9 protein-coding genes are annotated in these 13224 nt (G+C 50.7%); 5 read left to right on the forward strand and 4 right to left on the reverse strand.

Annotated elements, in window-relative coordinates; genetic code table 11:
- Nucleotides 1-96: 96 nt before the first annotated feature.
- From MKX74_RS01540 to MKX74_RS01550, 3 genes are all read right to left on the reverse strand, one after another.
- Nucleotides 97-939 (reverse strand): hypothetical protein, encoded by an 843-nt coding sequence (locus tag MKX74_RS01540; protein WP_341177276.1) that lies wholly within the window; start codon nt 937-939, stop codon nt 97-99.
- Nucleotides 940-1390: 451 nt separating this feature from the next.
- A complete protein-coding gene (locus MKX74_RS01545) occupies nt 1391-2365 on the reverse strand; it encodes a LacI family DNA-binding transcriptional regulator (RefSeq protein WP_341177277.1) in 975 nt (324 codons plus the stop codon).
- Between the two features lie 27 nt (nt 2366-2392).
- Complete coding sequence (locus tag MKX74_RS01550; protein ID WP_341177278.1) at nt 2393-6043, reverse strand: GH36-type glycosyl hydrolase domain-containing protein; 3651 nt, start codon at nt 6041-6043, stop codon at nt 2393-2395.
- Nucleotides 6044-6589: 546 nt separating this feature from the next.
- Between MKX74_RS01550 and MKX74_RS01555 the strand changes: the two genes are divergently transcribed.
- The 4 genes from MKX74_RS01555 to arfA all read left to right on the forward strand — a co-directional run bounded on the left by MKX74_RS01555 (nt 6590) and on the right by arfA (nt 11381).
- Nucleotides 6590-7837, forward strand: coding sequence for a sugar ABC transporter substrate-binding protein (locus MKX74_RS01555; RefSeq protein WP_341177279.1), 1248 nt, complete (start codon nt 6590-6592; stop codon nt 7835-7837).
- Between the two features lie 53 nt (nt 7838-7890).
- Nucleotides 7891-8775, forward strand: a complete 885-nt coding sequence (locus MKX74_RS01560; RefSeq protein ID WP_341177280.1) for a carbohydrate ABC transporter permease — start codon at nt 7891-7893, stop codon at nt 8773-8775.
- A gap of 14 nt (nt 8776-8789) precedes the next feature.
- The gene (locus tag MKX74_RS01565; RefSeq protein ID WP_025680661.1) at nt 8790-9653 is read left to right on the forward strand and encodes a carbohydrate ABC transporter permease; all 864 of its coding nucleotides are present in this window, start codon (nt 8790-8792) and stop codon (nt 9651-9653) included.
- A gap of 216 nt (nt 9654-9869) precedes the next feature.
- Nucleotides 9870-11381: an arabinosylfuranosidase ArfA gene (gene arfA / locus MKX74_RS01570; protein ID WP_018886923.1), complete on the forward strand. Its 1512-nt coding sequence runs from the start codon at nt 9870-9872 to the stop codon at nt 11379-11381.
- A gap of 175 nt (nt 11382-11556) precedes the next feature.
- Here the strand turns inward: arfA and MKX74_RS01575 are convergent, their stop codons facing one another.
- Nucleotides 11557-12111 carry a GNAT family N-acetyltransferase gene (locus MKX74_RS01575; protein WP_341177281.1) on the reverse strand — a complete coding sequence of 185 codons (555 nt, stop codon included), beginning with the start codon at nt 12109-12111 and terminating at the stop codon, nt 11557-11559.
- A gap of 290 nt (nt 12112-12401) precedes the next feature.
- On the opposite strand from MKX74_RS01575, the gene MKX74_RS01580 reads away from it, so the two are divergent.
- Nucleotides 12402-13139 (forward strand): glycerophosphodiester phosphodiesterase, encoded by a 738-nt coding sequence (locus MKX74_RS01580; RefSeq protein ID WP_341177282.1) that lies wholly within the window; start codon nt 12402-12404, stop codon nt 13137-13139.
- Nucleotides 13140-13224: the final 85 nt, after the last annotated feature.

A 13224-nucleotide genomic window follows, 5' to 3' on the forward strand; every position in this document is an offset into this window, starting at 1 on the left:
AAGATTTGCACTCGAACAGAGTCCATCTTCGACCTTTTGGTATGTTCCAGTTGTGGGTGTGCAGGTATAGCCAACTATAAATTCAAAAGTTCAATCTTATTGCTGAGTCTTCGGTGCAGCATGGTCTGGTCTGGCTGGCTGCTCGCCGTTCACCAGCTTGGTGACAAGGCTCTTCAGATCGTCAGCTGAAGGTGCTGGCTTGCTCTTGTCGGCAGAGCCGTTAGCTGTGTCGTTAGCTGGGCGATCAGCGGTCTTTTGCGACATTTGGGAGACTAGCAGGCTGATCACCTTGTTCACATCCACACCTTGGGCTGTGGCAATGCTTGCAAGGGATTTATCGGATTGCAGCGCTTTGCTTAGCTCGTCCTGTGTTAAGCCGAGCAATGCTGCCAGCTCTGCATTGTTGGCGAACATGCCGCCTTTCCCCCCTTCTCCCGGACCGTCAGCCTTGAAGCTTCCCTTGCTCTCCAGGAGCTTGCCAGCAAGCTCGGTGTAGTTTGGAGCCTTTGCTGCGTCCTTCGTCGTCGTGTCTCCGGTCTTGTTCACATTCGCTGGACGGTCTGTGGATTGGTTATTCTCCAGCCAAGTAGCGATCTTCGTCTTCAAGGCTGCACTGTCCACGCCTTGCTCTGCTGCAATCTCGGCGAGGGATTTGTCCTTCAGCTTACTTTCCAGTGTAGTGCTGTCAAGGGAGAGCCAGCCCTGCAGTTGCGTGGACAAGCCTTGATTGCCGAAGTGCCCCAAGCCGCCACGTCCTTCAGGTGCTTGAGTGCCTTGAGCCTGAGCCTGTTTGCTGCCGGTTGCACTTGTGGCGCTGGCCGTCGCCGCCTGTGCTCCTTGAGCAGACCAGATCGTACCACCTGCGAATAGAGCAGCTGCCATAGTTCCTGCGAGGAGAATTTGCTTGGTGTTTTTGCGCTTCGTTGTATGTTTGTTCATCTTTACTTCCGCCCTTCAGTCATGGATTGTCTTACAAGGTCATTCTAGTCTGTGTATATGAATTCTCTCTAAATGCCCACTGAATATAAGCTGAAAGTGACAAGCAGTAGGAAATGGACTTGGAGCGTCCTGTGTCACCCTGAGAAAAAGGGGCAGAGTGCTAGAAGAGTGAAGGAATTGAAGAACCTAAAGTACTTAAAGAGCCTGAAGAGCCTGAAGAGCCCCCACCCGGACCAATGTTGGCTATCCGGGCTGGAGGCTCTATATTTTGTTACTGTAGTGGCTTCAGCTATATTACTGCTGCAATTGTGAAGCTCTGTCGATCACTATTAAGCTTGCTGTTCGTTGTGAATGAAGTTGATAAGCTGATGGACAGCAAGTCAGGATCATTGTAGGTCATTCAAGCCCTAGAGCGTATGCAGTCAAAAATCACTAGCTGTGTTCTCTGGCATTAGCCTGGGCCCACAGCGGTCGCAGACTCGCCTTTGACAAGGGTGACATAGATGCGCTCGTGCTCCACGGCTGCCCCCGACAGAATGCTCAGCAGCTGATCTGCTGCGACAGCTCCCCATTTTCGCTTCGAATAATCAATGGTGGTCAGCCGAGGCTGAATATAATGAGCTAGCTCGATATTGTCGAACCCAACGAGGTGAAGATCCCGTCCGATCTGCCGATCAGTAGCTGCAATTCGGTTGTAAAAGCCCACGGCCATCTCATCATTCAGACAGAAGACGGCTGCTGGACCGTTCGTGTGCTGGAGGATATATTCAGCTGCGTGCTCACCGCCAGACTTCTCGAAGTTCCCTGGAATCTCGATGAACGAAGCATTTCCACTGCGCTCAACGGTCTGCCGGACAGCATGGAGCCGCTGCCAGGAATCGTATGAGCCCTCGGGCCCAGTTACCACATAGAACTGCCGATGTCCAAGCTCTAGCAGATACTCAACAGCCAGTGTAGCTCCGGCCTTGTTGTCCAGTAGCACCTGATTAATATTGGCATGCTGTAATTCCCGGTCCAGTACGACCATTTTGTGCCCGAGGTCGGCGTACTTCAATAGCTCATCACTGTCAAAGGTCTGATCCAATATGATCGCTCCATCAATCATGCGCTCTGGTAGCATACGGTGTGACTGTTTGCCACTGCATACAATCAGGTCATAGCCCTTGCGATTCAGAATTTCCTTGATGCCATATAATAGATCACCATACACATCCCCGCTGAAATCCGTCAGGAATACGCCGATAATGCGTGTCTCTTGTTTCTTCAGATTTCTTGCTGCGGCATTGGGCACATAATTCAGTTCTTTGGCGATGGCCAGAATGCGTGCGCTGGTCTCAGGAGTCACCTTGTCGCTTCCGTTCAGGGCGTAGGAGACAGTCGATATGGATACACCCGCTTGGCGGGCAATATCCTTAATGCTGACCATATCGCTTCCCTCCCTTATCTCTCTTCTTTATTTCATCCTGATATCCATCAGGTTGTTCTCTTCCCGACAGGCGGCGATAACATCCTCCCGACAGATACGAATACCGCCAGTGCGATAACGGTTCGACAATGGAGTAGTCGGTAGTGGCTGCCCATTGAGAGAAGCCTGGAGCTGTCCTTGCCCCGTGTGTTGATAGCGGAATAAAATCTCGTGTCCTGCAAAAGCAAAGCGAAGCTCCAGGTTGTCCATTGTCGCCGGCAGGACCGGGTCTAGCACGAGATCGCCACCTTCCTGCCGAATGCCAAGACAGGAGGTGATGAGCTGCCCGAGATAGATGCCAGGTCCACTGGAATAGATTCTCCAGCCTCCCTTGACGGCGGCCTCTCCGGTGCGAAGCTTCTCGAACTGCTGCTCGGCTTCGTAACGATCATGGAATGCGCCGTCTGAGCTGCTAAAATAAGCATTGCTCTGGCGCAGTGCGGCATTCGGAACAGCGTGACGAAGCCCAACGGGATTAATCTGTTGCAGGCCGTTCCACGTCTGCTTGGGTCGTCCGAGCTTGGCCATGGCTTCGACATAACGGATGTGAGCATGCACATATTGCAGCCCCACCTCCCGTCCGAAGTTAGCCGCTTGCTCGGCTCGCTTGAAGCGACTGCTGACCCCTCCGTGATAGCTGGCAGGACGATTCATGAGCCGAACTCCATCGGGGCATAACAGATGCTCGTGAATGATGGCTTCATGAGCCTCTGCTTGTTCCATAGTCAGTAGCTCGCTAATCATGCTGCGCGTCATCGGAAGCAGACGGTACGCAATACCTGTCTCGATATCGGATGGATGAAGCATGCGCTTCATTTGCCCGGGTTGCTTCATATAAATAAACCCTGGAATGACATCATCGCTCAGCATGTAGCGGTCGAAATCCTGGCGAATGCCTTCAGCCATGCTCTGCAGCCTCTTCACTAGGGCAGGGAAGCTAGACGCTGCTGCGAGCGCGGAGGCGAATCGTTCCACCGCCTGATACGTGAGCGCTACCGTCCAGCTGCTGGCCATATATTGCCTCAGTTCGGCATTGGCGGGCTGAAGTGTGTCATCCCAATCACCGTCCCCATAAGCAGACAGATGGGTATCGTGTAGGAAATGCTGCTGGATGTACTCCAGCTCCTTCAGCGCGTGCTCCAGCACGGTTGCCGAGTGCGTCGTGAAGGTCAGGCGCTCTCGGTCCATATAAGGCACTTTTTCCTTCAGAATACTGTAGTCCCGGGTAGCGGTCAAATAATCACCCAGCACCTTCAGGGGCCAGACGATAATGTCACCGTGACTCTCCTCCTGCTGGATCTGTACGTAGTCGTCGAACATGAACCATTGCGGCCAATGACCTGTATCCTCATATTGATGGCTGAACACGGTGCACAGGATGCTTCGGACCTCATCGAACTGCTGAGTAGCCATGAAGAATTCCACAGGTCCCTGACATACATCTCTTGTCCCCCAGGCCGCTCCTCCATACTGCTCCAGCCCATGAGGAACGGAATAATGGACCAGCATATTATGGGTGTACCACCATGCGACCGCGTTCATGCGGAATAGCTCCTCGCTCTCTTGCCCTGCCTGTGTCAAGCGAAAGCCCTGCAGCAGGTCGCCTATATAACGGCGATATTGCTCACGCTTTTGCTCGAAATGCTTCGCTCTGTCGGGACATACTGCTGACGGACTGGAACGCTCAGGACTAGGCAGTTGAGCGGGATGATGATAGGGTTGAGCTAATTGCTTGATGAACTCCGCTTGCTCGGCCTGATCTTGATGTTCTGTCAGGGATGAATCGGCAGGTTGCCTATGGCTGATCTCATCATTTCTATTCTCACCATGTAGCAGGCCCTTGATTGTGAGCTCCCATTCCGACGAAGGCTCAAGCGCCAGCACGACCAATGAAGCTTCACCAGGCTGGGCAGTCGAATGGAGCAGACGCTCGTCACCGATGCTCATGCTCGCACCCTCCAGAAGCAAGCGGTACTCCAACTGCGGGTAGACTCTGCTGCTGGGAGCTTCAGGATCGGCGTGGAACAGGAGCGACCCTTCCTGTACCTTCATCTGGTAAGGCACCTCGTATTCGTGCATATGCATGCTGATTTGCTGGGTGATCAGATACCGATAGCTCTTGCCTGCCTCGGAGTGCAGGTGCAGCTTAAGCTCAGCTTGCTCCACGGTGGTCTCATTCGTCACGATCAGGACATCGTCACTGGTCTTGTAATACCAGCGTGCATAATTGAAGCCCATCTCAAAGGCTGAAGGCATGGCTAACAGGCGGTATTGCCCGTCCAGCTCGACATAGATGCGCTGCCCGGAGGTCTTCGTGACATTGAGCGCGTTACGGGCATGAGTGATGAGCTTGTTAAAATTCGTATTCCCGGTCACGACCTGCGCATTGAAGATCCCGTACATGTACGAGGTTGTCGTCATCCTTGTGCGGATTGGAGACTTGCGATGACCTCCCATCAGAATATGCCCGTGTGGGCGCTCTACATGCAGCTCTTTGGCCTGGAGTACGACATGCTCGTAGGTATCCTTGAAGAAAGACAGAAGCTGTTCATTCTCTCGCTCTTCCTCGTATCTATTGGGGAACAGCAGCTCAATCTCGGAGTCATCCAGCTCAAGAGCGGTGAAGGGGCTGCCGATAAACGTTTGTCCGGGTGAGTAACCTCTGGTCTGCTGATCTCCAGTCTGCTTAGGCCGGCTTTCAGTCAATGTGAACCTGGCGTCTGGATGGATTCCTGTCTCAGCAATGACTGATCGAGTCGTATCTATTGTTGTCGGATGAGCGTGCAAGCGTGGTACATCAGGCATTCCCTGTCTGGCTTCACGAAGCACATCCTCATAATCGGCTTGGGTCACTGCAGCGGGATGATCCGGTCTGAACAGACCATAAAAGGTGAAGCTAGACGAAGGGGTCTTGCTATCATCTGTGGGGATCATCCGTTCAGACTGCAATGCGATATACGCGAATTCGTATTGATAGATGCGGTTCGCAAGGGTCGGCAGCTCCAAGGCAGCAGGCTGATGGGTACGCTTGTAGTCAAGGCCAAAGAACTGGAACCCGTCTGTGGAATAACCGATAGCCGCGCTTAGCGAGCCCTGCTGTAGATATGGAAATCCAGAGCTCTGGGGCTGATTTTGCCTTGAACAGACGATGAAGCCCTGTTGCTCGTGATTATATACGGTATGATCAATATACTGTGATAGATAGGCCTCGTTGCTGCGCACGGCTGCTGTATCCGCAAGACCCAGATCCTGTCCATAAATGAGATCAGCTTCTGTCTGTAGTCCATTCAGCTCTACATCCCAGAACCACACGCCTTGCGGAGTAAGTGTGAAGGTTACACGATAGTGCACCTCATCGGCTTGCCCGTCCCAATATAGCTGCTGCTCTCCGAGCTGCCGAAATTCTTGCATGGTATGGCTGGATTGCGCACCCAGCAGGGGGAATAGCCGAGTGTGATTCGGATCGAACAGACGTAAATAGATGTTGTTCAAGGACCCGTCAAGCGGATTGCTTATTAACTGATTAATCATGATGTCCTGATAGGAGATACGGTGAATATCCCCGGTTCGCAGGAATGAGAACGTCAGGTCTCCCAGCTGGAGCTTAGTAACATAAGGATTTGTATATGTCGTGGGCATGATCGGACCTTCCTTTCATGTCGTTGAAGTACTGTGAATTGTTGATGTTAACAAACTGAAGGTAACGAGTTGATGGTAATGAGTTAATGGTGTGTGTATGTGTGTAACCTGTCTTTCGAAACGTTTCTATAGCGATGTACACAGGATTATATACGCTTTCAAAGGGGGAGTCAAACAGGGTAAACAGAAAAAAAAGCTGAAAACCGCTAATTTTCTTCTGTTTGGAATGCTCTGAGAACGGGTATCTAACGAGTATCTAGTTGAGTTGCAAGGACTAAGCTTTGAACTTTTGTATGAAGAGCGTAGTTTATGCTCTATATTTTAGAAGTTCCATCGAATTATCCATATTGAATGCGGTTACAAGTTGGTCTATAATGTTAATCGAAACGTTTCTATTGGTGAAAACTCTAACCTATGTCGTGAAAATCTCTAAACTAAGCTGAACCCAGCAAATGGCAAGTTTTATAGTAAAGTGTGTACATTTTTTGTTGGATATGATGGCATACGAACCTTGTAAAGGCGGAATAAGACGGGAGGATATCACTTATGTGGATCAAAAAATGGGGGACCCTCATCGCTGTAGCCACGCTGCTGGCAGGCGTATTGGCAGGCTGTTCATCCAGCGACTCCAACGCAGATCAAGATGGAATTACAACGCTGACCGTATGGGGAATGGGAGCTGAGGCCAAGGCGCTACCAGAGATGGCCGCACAATTCGAGCAGGAGAATCCGGACATTCGGGTAGAGGTGCAGGCACTGCCGTGGGCTAATGCTCATGACAAGCTGCTGACCGCAGTAGGCTCCAAGTCGGGCCCAGATATCGTGCAGATGGGTACATCGTGGGTGCCGGAGTTCGCGCATGCTGGAGCCCTGCTGGATATTACCCCTTACGCCCGGACCTATCCTGAGCTCGGCCAGGAGAACTTCTTTGAAGGTGCAGTATCCACCACGCAGTATGATGGCAAGACGGTGGGCGTTCCTTGGTACACTGAGGCACAGGTGCTCTTTTACCGCACAGACTTGCTAGCCGAGGTCGGCTATGAGGATGGACCCAAGACCTGGGGGGACCTGGCGGATGCAGCCAAGAAGCTCGCAGCCAGGGGAGAAGGCAAGTACGGAATTGCTTTTAGTAATAAGGAACAGTCGCTATCCTTCATGATGGCACGTCAGAACGGCTCTGAGCTGATTGATGCACAGGGAAATCCGCTGTTCAATCAACCAGAGTTCGTGGAGGCGGTGACGTATTTAAATAGCTTTTTCCAAAATGGCTCCAATGCACTGGATCTTGGCATCGACTCTATTCAGGGCTTGAAGGGGGATGGGATCGTGCCCATGTTCATTAGCGGGCCGTTCATGATCAAGCAGATTCAGGAGCAGGCACCAGAGCTGGAAGGGAAATGGGCTGTAGCAGAGCTGCCGACCAAGGAGAACAATCTCTCCGTGCTGGGAGGCTCTAATTTGTCGGTCTTCCAGTTCAGCGAGCATCAGGAGGAGGCTGCACGCTTTCTTGCTTTTATGAGCAAGCCTGAGAATCAGCTGAAGTGGATGGAGTTGGCGAGTGTTCTGCCAGCCGCAAAGGAGGCGTGGGAGGACCCATCATTACAGAATGATGAGCATATGCAGGTGATCCGTGGTCAATTGGATAAAGCACAGCCCATGCCACAGCTAGCAGCGTGGGAAGAGATCGCACAGCAATACCTGAAGAGCTTCGAACGGATTTATCGGGGAGGCGCCGATGTACAGACAGAGCTGGATGCCTTCAATGAACAGGCTGTAAGTATTCTTAAGAAATAGCTTCACAAGCCCAGAAAGTAATGGTCGCCATCTACTGCAAAGGAAGTGAGGATATGAAAGGAAGCTCCAAGCTGGTGCCCTATTTATTCATTGGGCCGTCTCTGATTCTGTTAACGCTATTCTCTCTGCTGCCCATTCTCTTGGCCCTCGTGATCAGCTTCACGGATATGGATCTGGCAGGTCTGGTCGATTATGCGAATATATCGTTCACTGGACTCAATAATTACGTCAACGTCCTGACTGACCCGGCGTTTCATACGGCTATGCTGAACACCTTGTTTTACGTCATCGTCGGTGTTCCGCTGGTGCTGCTGCTGTCTCTCACTGTGGCTATTTTGATCAATATGGGAGAGTCAAAGCTGTTCCAGTCGTTCAGGGTTATCTACTATATACCATCTGTCACGAATGTAGTCGCTGTCGCCGTCATATGGAGCTACCTGTATAATCCATCGCTCGGGCTATTTAACTATGTGCTGGGCCAGGTCGGAATGGACCCTGTAGGATGGTTGACCTCGAACCCGACTCTTGCGAAGATCGCTCTGATCCTTCTGGCCGTCTGGCGCGGGATTGGACTGAACATGATTATATTTCTGGCTGCGATCAAAGGTATTGCGAAGACCTATTATGAAGCAGCTGAGCTGGACGGAGCCAACCTCTGGCAGCAGATTTGGTATATTACGCTTCCGCAGCTCCGTTTTGCCATTTTCTTCGTCTCCATTACGACAATGATCGGCTGGCTGCAGTTTTTTGAGGAGCCCTTTGTCATGACCCAAGGGGGACCACTGGACGGAACGACCTCGGCAGCGCTGTTCATCTATCAGAACGGCTTTCAGTACAGTAAATTCGGCTATGCGGCGGCAGGCTCCTTCGTGCTGTTCTTCGCCATTATTACCATTACGCTAATCCAGTTCAGATTGCAAAATAAAGAAGAAGCCTGAGGAGGGGTGACATGATGAAATCAGCTATTCAGCAAGCCGGAGTGACGAGCGAGCGGACTGCTGGGGGCGTGAGGACCTTCCGCTGGGTTGTTGCCATTCTGTTGACGCTTGGCGGTGTTCTGATGCTGTTGCCCTTCATATGGATGCTACTGTCTGCCTTCAAGCCGGAGAGTGAGGTAACACAGATTCCGCCGACGTTGTGGCCGGAGCAGTTCACACTTGATAATTTCCGTAATTTGTTCGATAACATGGCCTTTGGTACTTATCTTGGCAATACGCTTATTATTGTGTTCTTCTCCTTCTTCGGGCTGTTCCTGAATGCCATGGCGGGCTACGGCTTCGCCAAATTCAAATTCAAGGGCCGTGGCTTCCTGTTCTACCTCGTGCTCGCTACGATGATGATTCCTGGTCAGGTCACGATGATACCGGTGTATCTAATCCTGAACCAGATGAGTCTTGTGAATACGATGGCCGGGGTGGTGTTGCCAGGTCTGGTCGGCGCCTTTGCGATCTTTTTGTTCCGGCAGTTCATGACGACGATTCCAGATGAGCTGCTCGAAGCGACACGCCTGGATGGGGCTGGAGAGTTCAGAACCTTTTTGCAAATCGTATTGCCGATCTCATCGCCGATTCTCGCCGTGCAGGCCATTCTTACCTTTATTGGCGGCTGGAACAGCTTCTTGTGGCCGCTGATCATTGCCAATGATGACAAGCTGTACACACTGTCTGTCGGACTCTCCCTACTCAAGGGCCAGAACGAAAACGCCTATGCGCTCCAGATGGCGGGATCGGCATTTATGGTCATCCCAATCGTCCTGATCTTTATCATGTTCCAGAAGTATATCATCGATAATTACACGATATCTGGAATCAAGTAAATCAGTCTGCGTGAACATCCAATGCAAAGTCGGGAGGTCGCCTAAACAGGCGGCCTTCTTTTACTTTTAAGAAGACTGAGATCCGTATCATTTTCATTTTAATTAATGTTATTATTAAGTATTAATAAAAATATTGACCATCCATCTTCATCATGTTATATTGTCCTTGCAGATAAGAGAGGCTCCGTATCCTCACATTTGGAAAGGATGGTATCCATGGCACAATCTTTAAAGGCAAAAATGATTATTGATAAGTCGTTCCGCATTGCAGAGGTGGATAAACGTATATATGGCTCTTTTATTGAGCATCTGGGTCGTGCTGTATATGGAGGTATCTATGAGCCCTCACATCCGTTGGCAAATGAGAGCGGTTTCCGGAGTGACGTGAAGGAATTAGTGAAGGAGCTGGACGTACCGATCATTCGTTATCCAGGTGGTAACTTCGTATCGGGCTATAACTGGGAGGATGGCGTAGGCCCGGTTGCGGACAGGCCCAAACGTTTGGAGCTCGCATGGAGAACCGTGGAGCCTAACGAGATTGGTACGAATGAATTTTTCCAATGGACTCGTGAGGTCGGCTCCGAGGTCATGATGGCAGTCAACCTGGGGACACGTGGTATTGATGCCGCACGCAATCTGGTAGAATACTGCAATCATCCGGGTGGTTCATACTGGAGTGATCTGCGTCGCAGTCATGGCGTGGAGCAGCCGCATAAGATCAAGACCTGGTGTCTGGGGAATGAGATGGATGGCCCGTGGCAGATTGGTCACAAAACGATGCATGAATATGGTCGCATCGCACTGGAAGCAGCCAAGGTTATGCGTTGGGTAGATCCGGATATTGAACTGGTCGCCTGCGGTAGCTCTAATACAGGAATGACTACTTTCCCTGAGTGGGAAGCTGTGACGCTGGATCATACTTATGATGCTGTAGACTACATCTCCTTGCACCAATACTATGGCAACCGTGACAATGATACAGAGAATTTCCTCGCGTTGACGATGGACCTGGATCATTTCATCCATACGATTAAATCGACTTGTGATTATATCAAAGCGAAGAAGCGTAGCAAGAAGACCATGATGCTGAGCTTCGACGAGTGGAATGTGTGGTTCCATTCCAACGAAGCAGATAGCAAAATGGAGCCATGGCAGATTGCTCCGCCGCAGCTGGAGGATATCTATACCTTCGAGGATGCGCTGTTGGTAGGGAGTATGCTGATTACCTTCCTGCGTCATGCAGACCGGGTACGTATGGCTTGTCTGGCTCAATTGGTCAATGTTATTGCGCCAATCATGACTGAGAATAACGGCAGAGCATGGAAGCAGACCATCTTCTATCCTTACATGCATGCATCTCGCTTTGGACGTGGTGTGTCCCTGATGCCAGTCGTGGATTCGCCGAAGTACGATTCCAAGGACTTCACAGATGTGCCTTATCTGGACAGCGCTGTAGTCTATAATGAAGAGAATGAGGAACTGACGATCTTCGCAGTGAACCGTAACCTGAATGATGCGCTGGAGCTGAACTGTGATGTTCGTAGCTTCGAGGGCTTCGAGATTGTAGAGCATCTGGTCATGGAAAGTGATGATCTGAAGGCTACCAACTCGGCTGCACAAGAGAAGGTTGCGCCACGTAGCGGCGGTAGTGCGAAACTGGATGGCGGTGTCGTATCCGCTAGCCTGAACAAGGCTTCCTGGAACGTTATTCGTCTGGCGAAAAAGTAATGTCAGGCAGGCTGGATAGCTTGTAATCGAATGATGTACAAAGAATAGGTAATAAATGAGTAAATAAACGAGTAAATAAGTGCGGACGCAGAGGAGAATTCCAATGCTGTCCGCACTTTCTGTTTTGGGAGGGATGCTATGAAAAAAGAGGTGTCTGTCACGCCTCAAGAAGGCTTTATTTGATCCAGTCTTGCACCTGACACAGCCACACCATATGCGGGGAATCCGGTCCCCAGCGATCCTTTGCAATTGCGTAGGGAGGCCCGAACTTCCGGGTCCAGCGCACCTGTGCTCGTCGATAGCCGCTATCGAGGCAGAATTGCTCGATCCCCTGCTTGTCCAACTGCTGTACCATTTCAATGATCAGTGCAGAACCAATGCCACGATTCTGATAGTCAGGTAGAATATAGAGACTTCCCAGTTCCCCAACATCCTTCAGCTGTCCGTTGGTGCATTCGGATATCAGCTGGCCAGAGGGGCCGTAAGAAATCGTGCCTACCACCTCGTCACGCACTCGGGCGACCAGGAAGTGCAGCGCAGGCTCTTGTGTGTACAGGGCATTAGCCAAGCGTTCCTGCTTATGGCTAATTTCGTATTTGATATCCTCCAGGTGCGCCTCCAGTCCTTCTTGCTTGAAGGCATCCCTGATCGCCAGCTCAAATACGCGGTGAATCTGTCTGATCTCGCCAGCAGCGGGCGGTCCAATGTTCAAATTGTACAGCGGGTTCATGGGTTGTTCTCCTTTGGTTCGTGTGTATTACATTCTTAACTGGCATCAAGCATATCGAATGATTTAGATCGTTTCAACCGTCTAGCCAGTATTCTAGCAGTAGCTGAACACCGTTTGGTGTCCCGCTGTCAGCGGATGTTTGCGAATCACACAATAGGTTTACATTTATTTCATACAGCATGAACATGAATAAGTTACGTTATAGTAAGTACGATTTGGACAAATATATAGACATACTAGTGTATATGAGATGACTGAATCAAAATAGAAACACACGGAGGTATACATAGATGACGACAACACCAATTATTAATTTTGCCCATCGCGGTGCATCCGGTACATGCCCGGAGAATACCATGGTTGCTTTTCGGCAGGCTATAGAGTTGGGTGCTACGGGGATTGAGACCGATGTACAGCGGACAAAGGATGGTAAGCTTGTGCTGATTCATGATGAGTCTCTGGAGCGTACAACCGGTCTGCCACGCTTGGTTAAGGATGTGACCAGTGTAGAGCTGGAGTCGCTTGATGCGGGTAGCTGGTTTGACTCGAGCTTTCAGGGGGAGCGCGTACCGGAGCTACATGAGCTGCTGGAACTGGGGAGAGAGCACGGGATTGTATTGAATCTGGAGCTTAAAAATGGAATAGTTCCTTATGAGGGTCTGGAGGAAGAGGTCACTGCTGCCGTTCGAAGCTTCGGTCTGGAGGAGCAGGTTATCATCTCAAGCTTCAATCATTATTCCTTGGTAGAATGCCATCGGCTAGCTCCGGATATCCGCACGGGAGTCCTCTACATGGAAGGGCTCTATCGTCCATGGCAATATGCACAATCGCTTGGTGCTACGGCACTTCATGCTTATAAAGAGGCGATCACTCCAGAGTGGGTGAAGTCCGCAGCAGAAGCTGGAGTAGCGTACCATCCCTTTACGGTTAATGATGAGGAAGAGATGAGAGTATTCCTTGGTTATGGGGTACGTGGCATCATCACGGATTACCCGGAGCGTCTGCATTCGCTGCTGACGTTGAGTTAAATGCTTTGAGCTAAGAGTATAGCGCTGATGCACGCGTCTGGATCGCATATGAGCTATGCTGAATTACGTCTAGAACTAAGCTGTG

It is taken from the genome of Paenibacillus sp. FSL K6-1230, from assembly GCF_038002385.1.
GTDB classification, from domain to species: Bacteria; Bacillota; Bacilli; order Paenibacillales; family Paenibacillaceae; genus Paenibacillus; species Paenibacillus massiliensis.

What these genes read in the sequence shown, in the direction of transcription:
- MKX74_RS01540 (WP_341177276.1), bottom strand. Translation starts at nt 939, where the DNA reads ATGAACAAACATACAACGAAGCGCAAAAACACCAAGCAAATTCTCCTC.
- MKX74_RS01545 (WP_341177277.1), bottom strand. Translation starts at nt 2,365, where the DNA reads ATGGTCAGCATTAAGGATATTGCCCGCCAAGCGGGTGTATCCATATCG.
- MKX74_RS01550 (WP_341177278.1), bottom strand. Translation starts at nt 6,043, where the DNA reads ATGCCCACGACATATACAAATCCTTATGTTACTAAGCTCCAGCTGGGA.
- MKX74_RS01555 (WP_341177279.1), top strand. Translation starts at nt 6,590, where the DNA reads ATGTGGATCAAAAAATGGGGGACCCTCATCGCTGTAGCCACGCTGCTG.
- MKX74_RS01560 (WP_341177280.1), top strand. Translation starts at nt 7,891, where the DNA reads ATGAAAGGAAGCTCCAAGCTGGTGCCCTATTTATTCATTGGGCCGTCT.
- MKX74_RS01565 (WP_025680661.1), top strand. Translation starts at nt 8,790, where the DNA reads ATGAAATCAGCTATTCAGCAAGCCGGAGTGACGAGCGAGCGGACTGCT.
- arfA (WP_018886923.1), top strand. Translation starts at nt 9,870, where the DNA reads ATGGCACAATCTTTAAAGGCAAAAATGATTATTGATAAGTCGTTCCGC.
- MKX74_RS01575 (WP_341177281.1), bottom strand. Translation starts at nt 12,111, where the DNA reads ATGAACCCGCTGTACAATTTGAACATTGGACCGCCCGCTGCTGGCGAG.
- MKX74_RS01580 (WP_341177282.1), top strand. Translation starts at nt 12,402, where the DNA reads ATGACGACAACACCAATTATTAATTTTGCCCATCGCGGTGCATCCGGT.